The organism is Floridaenema aerugineum BLCC-F46 (genome assembly GCF_041929345.1).
In the GTDB taxonomy this organism is placed as follows: Bacteria; Cyanobacteriota; Cyanobacteriia; order Cyanobacteriales; family Aerosakkonemataceae; genus Floridanema; species Floridanema aerugineum.
This window is the reverse complement of record NZ_JBHFNQ010000003.1, coordinates 1-16,961: the sequence shown is the minus strand read 5'-3', so window position 1 is coordinate 16,961 and position 16,961 is coordinate 1. Positions and strand designations below refer to the sequence as shown.

Sequence of the window (16,961 nt, the reverse complement as noted above, 5' to 3'; positions counted from 1 at the left end):
AAAATCAGGGTGCCAATTATTATGAATAAATCCAATCCGATTCGCGTTTTAATTGCAGACGATCATACGATTTTGCGCCAAGGTTTAGTAGCATTGTTGGAACAGGAACCAGATTTATCAGTTGTAGCACAAGCAGGTGACGGACAGGAAGCAGTACAAATGTTTTCTCAATATCAACCTGATGTAACATTAATGGATTTACGAATGCCCAAAATGGATGGCGTAGCAGCGATTTCTGCTATTTGTGCGGAGTTTGCTAACGCTCAAATTGTGGTGCTGACAACTTATGATGGTGATGAAGATATCTATCGAGGATTGCGGGCTGGTGCTAAAGGTTATTTACTCAAAGATGCCGAGCCTAATCAGCTGTTTGCTGCAATTCGTACTGTTTCTGCTGGGGGAAAGTACATTCCACCGACTATAGGAGTAAAGTTAGCAGAACGCATGGGTAATCCTCGATTAAGCGCTCGCGAATTGGAAGTTATTCACTTAATTGTTGCTGGGAAAAGCAACCAGGAAATTAGTGCTGTTTTGCACATTAGCGAAAGTACAGTTAAGTTTCATATTAACAATATTTTAGGCAAATTGAGTGTAAGCGATCGCACTCAGGCCGCGATCGCCGCTTTGAAACGGGGTATTGCCAGTTTGTAGTTTAATAGTACGATATTTGTCGTTGAGATACCTTAGTTGGTGTTGAGTAAAGAAGTTGCGGTTTTGGATTTTACAACAGTAGTGCGTAAATTGTTCCCGCACTACTGCCGTGAGGCAACTTCTACATTAATTGGGTAGCGACTAAACGCCGAAAATTCGTTCAGCTATTAACTCTACCCTTTTTTCTTTAAATCCTTCGGCACGTTCAACAGTATTAGTTGAAAGTCGTCCGCTGATAATGTATTGTCTGCCAATTTCTAGATTATACAATTGCTCTGTCAAACTCTCACCCCAGGTAATTATTTTAATCTCTGATGGCGGTGAAGGTTGAGATTTTTCATGATGGTGGGGACTGTAAAATTCGCCAACACTTTGTCCAGTTTTATCACCATTAGCCGTATAACGAACTTCTGGTAATTCGCTGATTGTCAATGCTAAAGTGCAGTTATTCATGGTTAAACAAACTCCCGGTAATCAAGTATTAAAAGGCATCATTGTCTAAAGCGTTATCTGCGTGCTTGCTACCAAGTAAGTAGATTTTATCGGCTTTAATCACTGGTTTGGAGCGAGAGCAATCATTGTGTTCGTCTATCCAAGTTTCTATTTTCAGATAGCCACTAATGCCAAATAAATCACCTTTACGCAGATAATTAGCGGCAATTTCTGCTGCTTTGTTCCACAATTCTATGGTGAACCAATCGGGATTACTGTTTTTACTAGGTCGGCGTACTGCCATTGAAATTGTTGTTTTGGTACTACCTGATTCAAAGTATTTCACTTCCGGTTGAGCACCTGCTCTTCCCACTAAGTTAACAGAATTAAGCGTGAGATTTGGTGCTGGTATTTCTGTTGCTTCTTCAGGCAATTTGTTGGTATCAATAGTTGTAGTCATAACTTACTTTGTAAACATCATTATTCTTTCGCCGTCAGGCGGTGCTTACAAGCAGTATTTGGGCAATATTTGTTATAAAATAGTCTATTATGGTTTGTTGTTACAGAAGCCAAAACTAGAGAAAATTAGGAGACATTTTAAACTGCCATGAGTAATCAACCCAAAATTCCTGATGCCCAAACCAGATCGCATCACATTGCTAAGTTACAAGAAATCTGCCAGCGTTGGGATACTTTAATTGCTGGTTTGGATGAACTTGATGCTCGCTTAGATGCTGAGTTTCATAATAGTCCACTGGCTGCTTTTTATCAAAGAAGGACACAACGTTTAGCTACGCAGCAACAGGAATCTAGTTCTCAAAGTTAGCTGACTGCTAAGTTCAAGATAGTGTTATTACCAAGCCCCAAAAATTGCCTCCTAAAACCGCTCTTTGTAAAAAGGCATAAATAATTAGTTTCAAGTGGTATTAGTAGATTAATTAAAACTTTTACCTTGATTTATTTTGCCAGATTCAATGTATAATATATTTTCTAGTTAAAATATGACAAATAATATGAATTTATGACTACAACCAATAGTTTTGCAATTCTGGCACCAGTTCCAGAAATCCACCTGATTTCGGGACAAGAAACCCTGGCTCAACTTAGCAACGAGCCAAATAATGAAATAGTTAAACTTGCTTTTGGTAGTATGGCTTTTGAAGTGTTTCGTCAAATCGATGAATTACGGCAATTACAATCAGTAGAAGTATTTATTTATGCCAGCGATTCTACAGCCGACCAACCTCTACACACTCAAGTATCGTGGCATGGTCTTTATGTTGGTCATGTCCCTTCTCGTAATGGTCGATACCCAGGTAATAAAAAGTTTCGTCCGCCTTCTACTTTAACTGATAAGCCTACCTGGGCTGTATTTTGGGAAGTGCAAGAATTAGAATCTTTAGAAAAACCTATTGAAATTGCCTCTCTTAAAGGCTTACATAAAAAATCTCATTATTCATCTCGATTTATCCCGGAAGAACCTCTTTTGATTGAATACCCTTAAAGGATTTCCTTTTTGGTAAATGAGCAGACTATCAATCCTCTTCCATAAAAAATTAATTTTTTAGCAAATTTCTGTCTCTATGCCGTTAAATAGAAGGTGAGGTTTAAGGCTTTCGTTAACTGCTCACATTGTCTTTAGTAACACTGGTAACCCAAAGGTGGGGAATTAATGACTGACTATACAACCCCAGTCCAAGTAGATCAAAAGCTGTACTACCAAGCTGTTGGTTTAGTGCGAGGACAGTATTTACCTGGCAAGGATTCTTTCAGCCAAGGTATTTTTGTCACTGAAGATGGCTTTATGGCTCCTGCTAATCTATTAGGCGCAGCTACCTCCTTGCTCGAAAAACACGAAGAACTATTGCAGGGGTTCCATATCTGGATTGTTTATCCTCGTACCAAACTACAACCCCCACATCTTCACTTCGCCCTAAGAGCAATTCGCCAACCACCGATGGGCAAAGACTTAGAAATTGTTCATAACAACGTCGATCAATTTACAGTCCGTGGCATAGTAACTTATATAGACAGCAAAGCAGATAAGTTTGTCGTTCGAGTTTACCGCAATGTTAAATCATCTGATGCCCCAGAGCAGACAAAAGACGACCAACCCTTCTTGTTAACTCTTGTCGGTACTATGCCTAAAGAAGCTTATGGTCAATTTTGGGAGTTACAGGTTTATCGCCAAGCCGACAGACTGATATTAAAAGAAGCTAAATTTATTGCACAGGTATTTAAATCCAAAATCGAGACAACCAAAAAGCGGCAATCTAAGAAAGGTAATAAACAAAGGAAAAAGCCAGAAAGTTGAAGCCAATCCCAGCTTTTCGCTCTTTTTCAGCAAGCCCTACTTAGTTTTTCTTAGACTAGAAAAATCAAACAAAATCTCTTGGTTGATTAAATAGTCTAATGACAATATGAACCTAGCTGAGGTATTCTAATTTTAATCAAATGCTAGGAGCCAGGGAAAAGTATCAAATGCTTAGAGCCTGGCCCAGGAAAACACATCCATTTCTAGAATAGCACGATTGGTACAAATATCCCCGTTTTTTAGTAACTAATTCGTGTAATCAAAGAAATAGTTTTCTCGGCAGGCTCCTTCTCAGGCTCTTGGTCAACATCAAGAGAAAGAGCTACTATGCAGGGAAACACATCCTTTTACCACTCAAAAACTGATACCCTATCTTTGCTGATTCGAGTCTATAACTCGGCATTAGCCCGATTGCATCCCGTTCAGACATTGCTACAACCTGAGCAAATGGTCAGCAACGAGCTAGCCACGGAGGTAATTGACTAATGGATAGCAACCTCAACTCGAATCGAGCCATTAGCCCAAACCCCCATATCCTTGAGGTAATCGAGTGGCTAGGCAACCATAATTATCCAGCTTTGCCAGTTGCGCCTGCCCAAGACCCAAGAGAGTACCACAAAGTTGTTAAAACTAAAAACTTAAACCACAAAACTGGGGATTACTGCCCGCTCGACGACAACCTCCAACCAATACCGCTTTACACTGGTAAAAATCCTAGTTACTTAGACTCGAAAGGCAAACCTCATCTCATCAATCACAGGCAATATCAAAAACGCCTGCCAAACGAGCAAGAATTAAAAGTGTGGTTTGCCAATCCCAACAATGGCATAGGAACGCTAGGAGGTTGGAACAATACAATCTGGCTTGACTTCGATACCAAACACTTTGACTCTGACTTAGCCTACGAAGCCGCCCTAGCAGCTATCTTAGAAAATCATCCTCAACTAAGACAAACTTGGCTAGAACGCACCCAAAGTAATGGGTGGCGAATTGGAGTGCGAGTTCTCAAAACACCAGACTTTACCAACTTCGCCCTCGCACCCGCAGGAAAGCATATAGGAGAAGCATTAGGTGCGGGACGCTTCACCGTACTTGCTCCCACAATCGGACCATCCGGCAACCCATACCGCTCAATCAATCGCGCCCTCCCAGTCGAGGTAGAATCGCTCTTAGCTATTGGTATCTATCCCTCTAGCAGTCCCAAAAAACCACCAGAACTGTCAGAACAACTAAACCAAATCCGCGAACCAATTCATAGCAGCATCGGTTTGGATATGTTCTGTAGTGATTTCAGTCGCACTGTCTTGAGAGGCGAAGACCCTTGTCGAGATCGCTCTGCATCTTTAGCTACAGCCTTAGCTGACTGGTACGGTTGGGAAAACTACTGCCATAAATACGGAATCAACTATAGCGGTAATGCCGAATCCTTAGCTCATCAAGCTGGGGTATTGCTCGGTCTTGATGCAGACCGCATCAATCGAATCGTCAAAACAGTTGACAAAGCTAGTTGCACGCCAGCCGCAGAACGCAAAGGTGGAGATGTTAGCTGTTGGAAGAAAATTCGCCGCCTAGCTCCTGCCACCTACGAAGCTTTGTGTCCATCACATATTAAAAAACTCACTTCCTGGAACCAACAACACCAAGAAAGTAGCAACAACCTCGAACAACCTAACGAATGGTTTGCTCCTGAATCTCATAACGGTGAAATTGGCTTGTGGAAAACTGAAACCGTCATTAAGATGCAAGTCAATGCCGTCACCGGGGAAACAATACCAGAAGTTGATACCAAAGGTAATCAAATCAAAGAAAAACTTCGCAAATTCGTTCCCTTATGTGACTTTGACTTTACCATCGAACGCGAATTAGCAGGCGAACCGGGAGGTTATGTACTTCAGGTTAAAAGAAGCACAGACGGCTGGCAGAAGCGTGTGGTCATCTCCAGTTCAGATTGCAAACGAGCCGTTGACTTTGAGATAGCGATCGAAAAGGGGTTGGGCGTTGATGTATCCTGTAACCTTCGTACCGACCAACTCAAAGCTTTACTACGGGAACGACGATTAGCTTATCGTTACCGGGAAGGCAAAACCTATCAACTAGCCGAGCGTGTAGGGAAGCAAGACAACGGGATTTGGGTCTTCAAAGACGGCCAATTTAAATCAGATGGCAGCCCCACCACAGAAGATGAGACTGGGATTTGCTGGAATCCAAACTTGGGAGCTAGCGAGAAAGGTGCTGATGAAATTAAGTCACCCAAGATTGCACCCCCGAATCCTGAAGCCCTACCGCAATTGGTAAGCGCCATGCGTCAGTTTTTTGGCTCCAACTTCCTCCCTGCTTTCTTTGTACTCGGCTACTGTGCTGCTGCTGCTCATTTCCAAACTATTATTAAAGCTGAAGGACGTTTCCCGATTCTTAACACCTACGGCCCACCGGGAGGCGGAAAAACGATCGCAGTTGAATGCGGCTTAAGCTTATTTGGCCATGAATGGATTTCTGGGGCGATAGTCGGCGACATTAGTCCTTCAGCACTTTGGGAACAGGGCAAACTCTGCGGTTCCCTACCCATTTGCTTAGATGACCCACCCGACAAAATTTATGACGAACTAGAACAATGGATACGCAACTGGTACAACGCTACTGCTCGCAAGCGACGCTGGAACGTCCAACAACCACATTGCGCGTTAATCATCAATGCCAATAAAGCCTGTGGTGAAAAGCTACCCGCTACTCTCAGCCGTCTCATCCGCCTGTGGATACCAATAGCCAAAAATGCCGACCCCCGAGCTTGGAATCAGCTAAAAAAAGCACAAAAACAAGCTAGTGGTGCTTTTACCAGCATCATCAAGTTGGGCTATCCCCAGCAAGAAGTTAACGAATTAACCGCCGAACTAATTCAACACCTACCTCTAGCCCATGACCGTGTAGCCCCCTCATTGGCACTGATTGGTGTTTACACCATGAAATTAGCTACCTTAGCTGGACTCAACCCGGAGGAACACAAACGTTATCTCATCGACGTTTTGTGCCAAAATGCCAACGACGAGGAATCCTCCCAAGATGCCCTGACCCACTTTTTAGGCGTGATGATGACCGCCCAAGCGGAAAATTTACTCGGCGGTTGGAACCTCCGACGCTGCAACGACGAATTGGGTCACTGCCGTTCCATTGCCATTGAAATAGGAGTATTTGATTTACTCAAAGAAAATTTTGACTTGCCCTATAGCAAAAAGGTAATCAAAACGTTAATTGAACAAGCTGGAGGTAAGACTCGTTCTACTCAATGGTTTGACGAAAACAAAGACTTATCACAAACATACGCCAGGGCTGTATTGTATGATGAAAATGCAATAAAATGCCTTAATTCAAGCGGTTGATTAAAAAACCCGTAACGGAATTTGAGGGGGAATATGGCACTTCCGCAAGCACCGATGAGTGTCAGTGCAGACAACCAACTAATCGAACAGTGGCTAGACGGGCTTTCTCCCCAAACGCAGCAGTACTATCGCGCTACCGCCGAGAAGTTTCTCGCCTTTGTCCGCAAACCTTTAGTTGAGGTGACACTGGCTGACGTGCAGGCGTTTAATAAGTTGATTGGCCGACAGACAAAGGCGGCTTCAACGGCAGCACGAAATCTTTCGGTGGTGAAGTCGCTACTCAATTTCGGTCATGCACTGGGGGTACTGCCGTTGAATGCGGCAGCATTAGTAAAATCGCCCAGACCGAAGCAGGCATTGAGCGAGCGGATTTTGAGCGAACAGGATGTAAGGGCAATGATTGCGGCGGAGCCAAATCCTCGCAATCGAACGATGTTGGGATTGCTTTATACGGCAGGACTGCGAGTGAGTGAGTTGTGCGCCTTGAAGTGGAAGGATTTAAGGGCGCGTGGAGAGTGCGGTCAGGTTACGGTTTGTGGGAAGGGGAATAAGACACGGGTGGTGCTACTGCCACCGGATATTTGGCAGGAGTTGATGGAGTTAAAGGGCTATGCTGGGTCAAAAGACCCGGTGTTTAAGAGTCGCAAGTCGTCTGGACATTTGCAGCGAGCGCAGGTGATGCAGATTGTGCGGCAGGCAGCTCATCGGGTGGGGATTGAGGAGAATGTTTCACCGCACTGGTTGCGCCACTCTCATGCGTCCCATTCGTTGGAAAGAGGTGCGCCGATTCATTTGGTGCAGGCGACGTTGGGGCATCGTTCGATTGCCACGACGGGGCTTTATTTGCACGCCCGTCCTCAAGATAGTTCGGCTTTGTATTTGGGGGCGATTTCTACTAAGGAGGTTGAGGGAAGAACAACTGTGGGGATACTGCCTGCTGCACATCAAGGACTTGAGGGTGAAAATATCGATGCAGAATTGGTAGAAGTGACTACCGATGAAGTTTGAGCGAGGAACTGTTAGATGAAACTGCTGGGAAGTCACTGACGGAACTTAAACAAAAAAGAAGAAGTAAAAAAGTAATAATCTCTTTTTAGCATAGCTTTTACGTCAATATGACCGACCATTAAAGAGGCAACACCCGCCGCCATGCCACTGTGCTTTACTACCGGACTTGATATCAATTAGTTGTGCACATCACTTCACCATTTGAAAATTGAACGCAAGCTTTCAGGTTACTGCCTGGACCCATATCACCGTAATGCTCTCTAAATTCATCAGTTGGAATTGTATATTGACCGTATCTGTTACCTTGATAATCCTCTACATAGATTGTGGAACCATTAGGAGCTGTAGTTCTAGCCCAAGCAGCATTACATCTACCTGAATATCTAAGTTCAATAATACTCCCATCAAGTAATATATCTACATCTATTGTTCTAGCATCTTTGTCACATTTTTGCTCTTTAGGATCGCGATTAATACATGACTCTTCCCGACATAATACAGAGAAATTCTGTATTATTTTCAAATAAGTAGGTATAGCAATAGCAGTAAGAATTCCAATAATAGAAATTACTAGCAGTATTTCAGTCAAAGTGAAGCCTAACTTTGCCTTTTTACATAAATTTTCCTTACATTTGGCAGAATCATAAAACTTTAATTGTATTCCCAATATGAATATTTTGAGGATAACCATAACCTAAAACGTCAAACTCTTGTAGCAATAAATTTTTATAGAGTTGCACTCAATACATAGTTTATTTTTATTGAACTATGTTCAACATTTTTAGAGAGAGTATCATAATTAATAAAAAAAATCAGTAATTTCACTTAACCTTTACCAAAAAAACACTTTGGATAATTTAAGACACAATAAATTGCAGTCTATAAATAATCAAACAACTGACTGTTCATAGGTTTTAGCTAGAGCATTAGCTAAAGTTCTCGGTGAAGCTTGTGTAAAGTTATTGTAAAGATGGCTTGTTTAATAATGCCAGTTGTTTGGCATCACTTGCGTTTTATATAATCAATTTGTGGAATAGAGGGAATCAAAGGGACGGATTTACCAAGCCCGTACATTTTGGTTCGCCACTTTGGAGTTGGGTACAGGCTTTGATTTCAATTTTGCCTGGTCCCATATTGCTGTAATATACAGGATGAGTATGTGGAACTGGAGTATTCGGATATTTTTTCCCTTGACTATCCTCTAAATAATCAACCCTCGGAACAAGCGCTCCCGTAGTCCTGAGCCAAGTAGAATTGCATCGCTTTGAATATCTCAGTTCAACCTTAACTACTGAAGGGGAAATTTCTCGATCTCTGGATGTTACTGTTATTGCATCTCTATCACATTTATTGTCTTTTGGATCGCGTCCAATACATGAAGAGCCACTACATAAAGGTTTGTCTAGCACTGTAGTTTTAACTACAGTTATTGCTAGTGACAATATTGAAGCTACAAGTAATAAAAAAAATATTTTATATAGATGACTAAGAGGTCTGCTGCACCAATCTTGCCAACAAGGAGGTAATACTGCTGGGTTTTGGCAAATTATAGGCAACCAACTAGCCCCTGCATATTCCTTTTCCCAGTTTTCCAGCTTGCTCCGCGCTTCCCGTACTGAGGCATACAAAGATCTATCATTAGCAAAGGCGGTAAGAAAATTTTGCAGAAATTCTTGCGCCATGCGATCCGGCACTGGTTCCCGCATGACAATACTTTGAGGTAAATGCAACTTGGCTAGCTGGTTCGCTAATCCCAAGCCATCACAAGAATTAAAAATCGCTAGTTGTAACCCACCTTTAATAGCAGTTTTTAGGGCATTTTTTAACTCCTTGATCTCTAAGGCTTCGTCTTGATTGATATTAAACCAACCAATTTCACCATTTAGTTGACTAGAACTATGTCCGGCAAAGAAGAAGATATGCCAACCTCGTTCATCCCAAAGTCGGTCAAGTAACTCCTCTCGTTTCGGCTGGTTAAGAAACTCAATTTTTGCGCCTTGTTCGCGTAAGCGCTCCAGTACTTGTCGGTCAAACTCGATATTAATATTGTCGTTATTACCGAGAACGGCTAGGATTCTAACTCTTGATTGCCTCCTACTGTTTAGCTTTCCAGTAGGGGATTCATACTCTGGCGCACTCAAAGCAATTTCTGCTTGGTTATAACACTCGGTGAATATTTCCCAGGCTTGCCAGGGGAGTTGCCGCAAACGGAAATCTTCGGTTTGAATAATGACTCGAATCTCATCGTCTTTGCTCAAGTGCTGCTGCAAGCCATCTCGAATTTTTTGCCACTCTCCTCCAGACTTGAGCCAGTCGTTGAGGTATGCGGCTAATTCCTTTGCTGCATCATGGCACGAAGATTTGGTTACTTTTCTAACTGTAATGCGAGACCGAATTCCAGATTGACCGCTAGACCCCTGATTGACCTTGCTATGAAAGGCTTCTTGCCACTTACAGAATAATTCAGATATTTTAGGTGTCCCTGGCAAATAGCCTCTAATTGCGAGCGCAGCTCTAGATCCTTCTTCTCCAATCTCCAGGATGGCAGGGAACCCTTGCTCAAAGTCTCCTTTTAGTAGATTAAGGACAACAAGTTTAGCCATTGCTGGTTATTTATGAGAGCTAATATTTAAAGCGTACAGTGTTTAGTTATACTATCATTCCTCTTTCTAAATAGATCTACTAGATAAATCTATCTACCTAATTTCAAAAATCTTCCGTAATACTAACATTTCCTAAAGCCACTCTGACACCAAAGCGCTCTCCTGGTTCGACTTCAAACTCGATTTTGATAGAATCGGCGGCACTTCCGGCCTGTTCCTGCAAATCTGAGATGGGGGTTCCAAATTCATCTAACACTATAATTTGTAAACCACGGGGGAGATGAATGGCATTGCTAGAGGGATAAACTGATACGCATATACCTATTTCATACTCAGATTCAGGTATCATCTGGACGGCTAGTACAGCTGCTTGCTCTCCTCCTAAGTTAATTTCCTTAGCTCTTCTCACGCTGTTTTCTACAGCATTAGCGTTAATTTCATTAGAACGTATACCACTACGAGCTAGTATCAATTCTGCTGGTTGCCAGTTTACCTTAAAAAGATTCTCAAGCTCTTGCCTTAGCTGTTCCAGTATCTCGTTGGGTGATAGATCTGGTATAGGCTCAACCCGCGCCGATAAAACATCAATACCCAATAATTCTGCCAGCTGACCTTCTCTAAACATAGCCTCAATTCGCTCGCAACCTTTTTGGGAACCTTCTAAAATTAGCACGACACTACCTGTCTTAATTCTCTGCAAGGTTAAAGACATATCTTCCGATCGTTCTTGTAAAAGAGCAATAAGAGCATCAACTAATGGTTTGTCAACCTCCTCAATACTACCTTTCAATTCAATAAATAACTTACTTCTGGCTTGAGACGTTTGCTCCGGTTCGGACTGCAAATTGATGGGTGAGTATGAGTTTTCGTCCTGAGTCTCTAAATCTACTATTTCTTTCCATTCTAGTGACAAAGCTGCACAAATTTCTAAAAAATTTAGATAATCAATCGGCTTGCCATTTAGAAAATTGCTAATAGTCGATTGGGATAAGTTCAAATTTTCAGCTAAATCTATCTGGCGTATGTAGCCATTGCGTCGTAAACAAAATTTAACTTTTTGTATATAGTCTTTATGCACTCTGGCTGAGCGACTCATAGAGATATCTGAAATAGGTACAAATATTATATTAAATGTAAGTTAATACCAACTCAATATCAAATTAATAAAAATAATTTTCTCCGATTTTAACTCAGTTGTCATCAGGATTTCATGGGGGTGTTGATTGAAATCGGAGTTAAACCAATGCAACCTGGACGACAAGTTTTATCTGAAGCGATCGTAGTGATGCTGCTAGAAAACCTTTGTTTCGGAACAGGTCACTATAATGTGGCTCTTACTTCAGCATCAATATTGACAGCACGCAGGGAACAAATTGTGCAAATAGCTCAGGTGAATAATACAAAGACTAGCCAAGCTAAAGACACTAAGAATCAAGGTGATGATGACGACCCAATTGTTCCTGCCAAGTAAGAGCTTTTAGCTGGTTTAGAGTATACTAGACCTCTTGCGGAATTACTATGAAACCCTTTCTATATCAGAGGTTGGCTAATTTAGTGATATGTTCGCCAGAACCTAATAAGAGCCAATGTTCTGTGAATCGAAAATAAGAATTCTGCAAGAGGTCTACTGTTTTAGTATATGAGATGGGGAGGCAGAGCTAGATTTTCTGGCTCCTGTATTTTAGTAGAAAATCTTAGTTGCTTTCACTATTTAGGCGCTGGCGTGCTTCAATCCTCCAAGTATCTAATTCCGGAGATTTCCAAATAGTCTTTTCTGGTTGCTTGTTGAGGCAGTTTTCCCATGACATCAAGGCACCTTGCTCATCCCCAAGGCTTTCCTGCACCTTTGCTAATAAGCAATAAGCGGGTGCGCGATCGCTGTCTAATTCTATCGCTTTTCGCAAATGTTGCTCCGCTTCGGAATAGCGCTGTTGTAGCCAATATGCCCAACCGAGGTTTTTGTGCAGCGATGAGCTTATCTCAGCATCCTTAACCTGATCCAACTTTAGTAAAATCATGTCAATGGCTACGGTACTGTGGCCTCTAAAAATTTCCAACCGGGCTAAGTTATTAATGGCCGCATCTGCGGCCCGGTTGTTGTACTTGGCAGCTACTTGATAATGAATGCGGGCATTCGGTAAATCTTTTAGCTCTTCATAAGTTGCAGCTAGATTATAATGTGCTGCGGCTAAATTTGGATTAAAGCTAATTGCCCACTTCAAATAAAACTTGGCGCTTTTAAATTCTCCATCAATATATTTTTTAAATCCTAGTTTATTAAGATACTTAGCTATTAATATATTATTAATATATTTTCTAACTTCAGAATGTAGAATAAATTTATTGCCTCCCAATATCATTTGTTTTTCTATCAACCCTCGTTGGTTAAGTGAGTCTAGAATATTTATGACTTCTAAAGTGACCACCGACTGAGGAAAGTCTTCTGAAAAATTGAGTTTTGCTTGCAGCTCTTCAACAGATAAGGGTTGTAAGTTAACTGCTAACGCATTCATTAATTTATTTTCTAATTCGGTCAATTTAAATTTTTCTTCTAAGAAATCATTGATGATATTTCTAATATCTAAAAAGTTTTGTTGCAAAAAATCTGCTAAATTATTATTCAAAAAATCGGGAATAATTTTTGCTACTGTCTTTAAAGCTAAGGGATTTGCTTCATATAATTTAATTAGTTGTGCTAATTCTTTCTTTGTAGCAGCAAAAGTTTTAGCTGACCAAAAAATTTTTTGGGCATCCTCTAATTCCAGACCGCTAAGTTGTAAGACTCGCACAGGTTTTTCTTCTTCTACTAATGAAGCAATTTTACTAAGTTTTTCTCGACTGTTCAGTATTAAACAGCTATTATGATGTGATTCTCCGATTTGTCTGACTAATTTTTTATAATATTTATATTCATTCTGATAGTGTTCACTTAGTTGTCTATTTTGCAGAACAACTCCTACGTCATCAAGTATTAACAGACAACGGTGCTGGCGTAAATACTCGATTAGTATGGAGATTTGCTTATCAATATCTGGTAATAATTTGATTGCCTGCTGTTGGGAAACAAACTGGATCAGCTGGGTCAAGACTTCTTGGATTGGTGAGGTAAGTTGTAATGATCGCCAGATTACATATTCAAATTCATCTTCAAGCTGTTTCGCAAGCTTCACAGATAAAGCAGTTTTACCAATTCCCCCCATGCCCAGCAGTGCTATCAAGCGGCAACGCTCCTGTACAATCCATTGTTTGAGCATAGTTAGCTCTTCGGTGCGCCCGTAGAACACAGATACATCAGGTGTCTCACCCCAGTCTTGATGGCGGATGGTGTCTGCAAAGGACGGGTCGATCATTACCTCTGAATTGGCAACAGTGTTAGAGGAGTAAAAATTATTTAGAACTGGGTGTCCTTGATACTGGGAAAGAAGTTGATGCCTGAGTTCTGCCAATTTTCCAGGTCCACTCCCCGCAATCTGAAATTTTCTGTAAACTTCGCCCAGTCTTTTTCGGACGGCGATCCCAGTAATACCCAGTTGGGTGGCGATCTCTGTTGTCGATTTACCATCGAGAGCCAAAGACAGAGCATTTAGCTCGCCATCTGATATACCACGTTCAGTTGCTACAGCTTTTAAAAAGTCTTGGGGAACTTGGGAAGTCAACATTTACTTAGAATTGACAGCTAATACATCACACTTTTGATTCTACTATGTGAGCTAATGTTCCTATAGCTTGGTCTTCTAGCTGATTACCACAGAGTATCATCTCTAAGCTTTCGGCAGCGAAAACCTCTTCAGAAGAGCCTATCCGTGTAAACATCTGTAAATTTTGATTTTTGAGCTTGACAGGTACAAGATATATATGAATATACTTAACTTATACAAAGTGAGGCTACTTTGTGAGACACCAGAGCTAGCACTCTTCTGATAGTCAATCAACTTCTGAGGCGTTATGCAGCAAAAGGAACAAGCTTTGCCAAGACTGGAAGTTATCAAGAGTTCTAAGGAGAAGTTAACTGTATCGCCGTCGGACAGTACTTCTAACCCCATTAATGAATTATTTGATCGCTTCGCAAACATTCTTTTTGAAACCTGGAAAGAGACAGGTTTTGGACACTTGGAAATTGATAGCGAAAGAATAAAGCATAATAAAATTGGAGTAACTCTCAAAGGCTCGATTCACTACCGTTTCGTATTTAGTGACGAAGACGTAAAAAGGTGGACATCAAAGTAGATTTTATTGACTGCAAGACAAGATTCTAAATATTTATTTGTTGATAGTACTGCACGGTTGAAAATTTTGACAATGCTGAGATAGTACGAACAACAAATCAATACCAGTTGCATATTTGGCTATTGATGGGTGTGAGTCTCACAAAGCCGGTGAAGTGGAGCAAATATCCGCTTTTCCGGTTTTTTGATTTTTAAGGAGCAATGCGATGACAAAAATTACAGAAATACTGTTAGAAACTTTCATCAACATCATCAAAAGCTTTCAATCTGTTGAGGCTGAAAAACCAAGCATCAATACTTCAAGAAAGCTTCCACTTAATTCAAGTTTCAGCTATCCAGAAGAGGAAGCGATTGTTGATGTAGCTATATACCCCTACAAGCGTGGAAGGGTTTATTTTCGAGGTTCTTGGTGGTTTGCTCAGTGCGAGCGCAAAATTATCCTGCTTCCAGGCCAGATGGTTCATGTAGTCGGAATTAACAATATTACTCTGCTCGTAGAACCATTTGTTTCAACATTTTAAGGCAGGAAGTTTCGTAGGAATTTCTATTTTGCTCTACTTTTACGCTATTCCTGTAAAGTTTTGCAAACAAAACAAAATTTTCACGTAAAACTACTGAGACTTTACCCGAAAGAAACTGGAAACAACAAAAAGGTTGAGGCGATCGCACCAACCTAACCTCTATCTACTAAGTGCAATATCTACTTTACGGTGCTGATTGCTAATGCGATCGCTGTGTCGATAGTTTCACTTTGCAATATTCACAAAGTTTTGTATATATCACAAGAGGAAAAATAATCATGGCTACTCCTAACTTCAGCACTAACTTTGACGGTTACAAAGTTTTCGATGAACGGGTAAGACAATCTGGAAAAACTAGTTTTGTATTCGTCAATGGAATTTTTGTTTCTTCCGGTGACTTTCAAAATAAAATCGTCCCTGCCATTAAAGGCACTTTCAATTTGACAGAAAATGCTTATGCTGAAAATGGCTCCAACTATGGAGGTGTATTTCAAGCAAATACATCTAACTATGCAACTTCAGTTTGGTTTAATCCAATTTATAATGATTCGGTTGTAAATGATTGGAGTGAAACTATTAAATCTGTAACTCTGTTTCTCTTCCAGGAAGCTATTGAAGAAGCTGTTGAGCGATTCACTGGCGTTGATGGAATTTTTCAAATTGTCGAACAGTTTCAAGATGGTTTTGATTTAATTAGTCGTTTTATCTCTAGTGGTGGAGATTTTGCTACTCTTGCAGCCGATGATAATTTTCAAGCAAAAGTCTTGGATTTTCTATTTGAGTTTACACCCTTCAATCAAATTGATGATTTAATTCAAGCTCTTCCTAATGACTTTGATGGTAAAGAAGCTCTCAACCAGTACTGGTTCAAAGATACTTGGCCTAGCAGTGCAATTAACACAAATTTAGTGCCCCAATTAACAGACTGGCTTAAAAATGAAAAGAATTCTGCTATTTTACTAGGTCACTCCCAAGGAAATTTTTTCCTTGAAGATGCTTTATCAGAGATTTATGGAATTCAGGCAAATTCACGTGTTGGAATTATCGCACTTGGCTCCCCAACCTTATACCAAGTTGTTGGTGGAATAGATAATTGGGGCGGCTTTCAAGCAAGTAACTATGGCAAAGATCCTGTCGTTGAATTGCAGTTGAATTCCAGCGAGATATCAAGTGCTTTCTCTAAGATATCTCACATTATTCAGGCAATCCCAATTGCCATAAATAATCGTTTTAAATTCCATACAAATACTCAAGAAAATGGCGATGTGAATCCCGATGGCTACATAGGCAATGACATTTGGAAACCAAAAATAAAAGAATATTTCAGTGACTCTTTTGCCAAGATAAACCCAACAGGATATTACTTCCCTAACGGCAAAACCTCTAATACAAACGGTACGAAGTATGGAGATTGGATAGAAGACAACAACGGGCCTAATGAAATCAAAGGAGAAGAGGGTAATGATGTTTTGTGGGGAAATGATGGAAATGATTCCCTAATTGGTGGTAAAGGCTACGATATTTTAAATGGTGGCCCAGGAGATAAAGACATTGCTGATTATTCTAGCAGTTCCGGCGGAATCAAGATTAAAGCCGATAAATTTGCTGACTCTGACGTATACAAAGTAGAAGATGGTTTTGGATATCAAGAAATTACCGATGAGAATGGCTTTGGATATCAAGACATTTTGGGAAATATCGAAATCATCAGCGGCTCAAAATTCGATGACCAAATGACTGGAGGAGACTACGAGGATATCTTCTACGGTCAAGGTGGAAACGACACATTTTGGGGACAAAAAGGAAACGACATCTTTTATGGCGGTACAGGC

16 protein-coding genes and 1 pseudogene are annotated in these 16,961 nt (G+C 40.9%); 10 read left to right on the top strand and 7 right to left on the bottom strand.

Annotated features, from left to right (window positions below; all coding sequences use genetic code 11):
- Positions 1-21 precede the first annotated feature (21 nt).
- On the top strand, positions 22-651 hold the full coding sequence (locus ACE1CC_RS00155; protein WP_413268449.1) for a response regulator: 630 nt from the start codon (positions 22-24) through the stop codon (positions 649-651).
- A gap of 141 nt (positions 652-792) precedes the next feature.
- Here ACE1CC_RS00155 and ACE1CC_RS00150 read toward each other — a convergent pair whose 3' ends face one another.
- Together ACE1CC_RS00150 and ssb are read right to left on the bottom strand one after the other, a co-directional pair.
- Complete coding sequence (locus ACE1CC_RS00150) at positions 793-1,104, bottom strand: single-stranded DNA-binding protein (RefSeq protein WP_193979129.1); 312 nt, start codon at positions 1,102-1,104, stop codon at positions 793-795.
- Positions 1,105-1,132: 28 nt separating this feature from the next.
- Positions 1,133-1,543 carry a single-stranded DNA-binding protein gene (ssb, locus tag ACE1CC_RS00145; protein WP_413268448.1) on the bottom strand — a complete coding sequence of 137 codons (411 nt, stop codon included), beginning with the start codon at positions 1,541-1,543 and terminating at the stop codon, positions 1,133-1,135.
- A 147-nt stretch (positions 1,544-1,690) separates the two neighbouring features.
- Between ssb and ACE1CC_RS00140 the strand changes: the two genes are divergently transcribed.
- From ACE1CC_RS00140 to ACE1CC_RS00120, 5 genes are all read left to right on the top strand, one after another.
- The gene (locus tag ACE1CC_RS00140) at positions 1,691-1,909 is read left to right on the top strand and encodes a hypothetical protein (RefSeq protein WP_413268447.1); all 219 of its coding nucleotides are present in this window, start codon (positions 1,691-1,693) and stop codon (positions 1,907-1,909) included.
- 195 nt (positions 1,910-2,104) lie between these two features.
- Positions 2,105-2,587, top strand: a complete 483-nt coding sequence (locus ACE1CC_RS00135; protein ID WP_413268446.1) for a hypothetical protein — start codon at positions 2,105-2,107, stop codon at positions 2,585-2,587.
- Between the two features lie 168 nt (positions 2,588-2,755).
- Entirely contained in the window at positions 2,756-3,397 is a 642-nt protein-coding gene (locus tag ACE1CC_RS00130; RefSeq protein ID WP_413268445.1) for a hypothetical protein, read from the top strand.
- A gap of 485 nt (positions 3,398-3,882) precedes the next feature.
- Positions 3,883-6,771 carry a bifunctional DNA primase/polymerase gene (locus tag ACE1CC_RS00125; protein WP_413268444.1) on the top strand — a complete coding sequence of 963 codons (2,889 nt, stop codon included), beginning with the start codon at positions 3,883-3,885 and terminating at the stop codon, positions 6,769-6,771.
- Between the two features lie 33 nt (positions 6,772-6,804).
- Positions 6,805-7,779 carry a tyrosine-type recombinase/integrase gene (locus tag ACE1CC_RS00120; RefSeq protein WP_413268443.1) on the top strand — a complete coding sequence of 325 codons (975 nt, stop codon included), beginning with the start codon at positions 6,805-6,807 and terminating at the stop codon, positions 7,777-7,779.
- A gap of 172 nt (positions 7,780-7,951) precedes the next feature.
- Here the strand turns inward: ACE1CC_RS00120 and ACE1CC_RS00115 are convergent, their stop codons facing one another.
- From ACE1CC_RS00115 to ACE1CC_RS00105, 3 genes are all read right to left on the bottom strand, one after another.
- A complete protein-coding gene (locus ACE1CC_RS00115; protein WP_413268442.1) occupies positions 7,952-8,470 on the bottom strand; it encodes a DUF2690 domain-containing protein in 519 nt (172 codons plus the stop codon).
- 352 nt (positions 8,471-8,822) lie between these two features.
- Positions 8,823-10,382: a CHAT domain-containing protein gene (locus tag ACE1CC_RS00110; RefSeq protein ID WP_413268441.1), complete on the bottom strand. Its 1,560-nt coding sequence runs from the start codon at positions 10,380-10,382 to the stop codon at positions 8,823-8,825.
- Positions 10,383-10,485: 103 nt separating this feature from the next.
- A complete protein-coding gene (locus tag ACE1CC_RS00105) occupies positions 10,486-11,478 on the bottom strand; it encodes a DUF1822 family protein (RefSeq protein WP_413268440.1) in 993 nt (330 codons plus the stop codon).
- Between the two features lie 147 nt (positions 11,479-11,625).
- Between ACE1CC_RS00105 and ACE1CC_RS00100 the strand changes: the two genes are divergently transcribed.
- Entirely contained in the window at positions 11,626-11,853 is a 228-nt protein-coding gene (locus ACE1CC_RS00100; protein WP_413268439.1) for a hypothetical protein, read from the top strand.
- Positions 11,854-12,076: 223 nt separating this feature from the next.
- Here ACE1CC_RS00100 and ACE1CC_RS00095 read toward each other — a convergent pair whose 3' ends face one another.
- A complete protein-coding gene (locus ACE1CC_RS00095; RefSeq protein WP_413268438.1) occupies positions 12,077-14,041 on the bottom strand; it encodes an NB-ARC domain-containing protein in 1,965 nt (654 codons plus the stop codon).
- 25 nt (positions 14,042-14,066) lie between these two features.
- Positions 14,067-14,195 carry a hypothetical protein gene (locus ACE1CC_RS00090; RefSeq protein WP_413268437.1) on the bottom strand — a complete coding sequence of 43 codons (129 nt, stop codon included), beginning with the start codon at positions 14,193-14,195 and terminating at the stop codon, positions 14,067-14,069.
- 132 nt (positions 14,196-14,327) lie between these two features.
- On the opposite strand from ACE1CC_RS00090, the gene ACE1CC_RS00085 reads away from it, so the two are divergent.
- The 3 genes and pseudogenes from ACE1CC_RS00085 to ACE1CC_RS00075 form a co-directional block, all read left to right on the top strand.
- The gene (locus ACE1CC_RS00085; protein WP_413268436.1) at positions 14,328-14,609 is read left to right on the top strand and encodes a hypothetical protein; all 282 of its coding nucleotides are present in this window, start codon (positions 14,328-14,330) and stop codon (positions 14,607-14,609) included.
- A 205-nt stretch (positions 14,610-14,814) separates the two neighbouring features.
- Positions 14,815-15,129, top strand: a complete 315-nt coding sequence (locus tag ACE1CC_RS00080; RefSeq protein ID WP_413268435.1) for an NfeD family protein — start codon at positions 14,815-14,817, stop codon at positions 15,127-15,129.
- Positions 15,130-15,359: 230 nt separating this feature from the next.
- Positions 15,360-16,961: pseudogene (locus tag ACE1CC_RS00075) on the top strand (hypothetical protein); the annotation flags it as partial.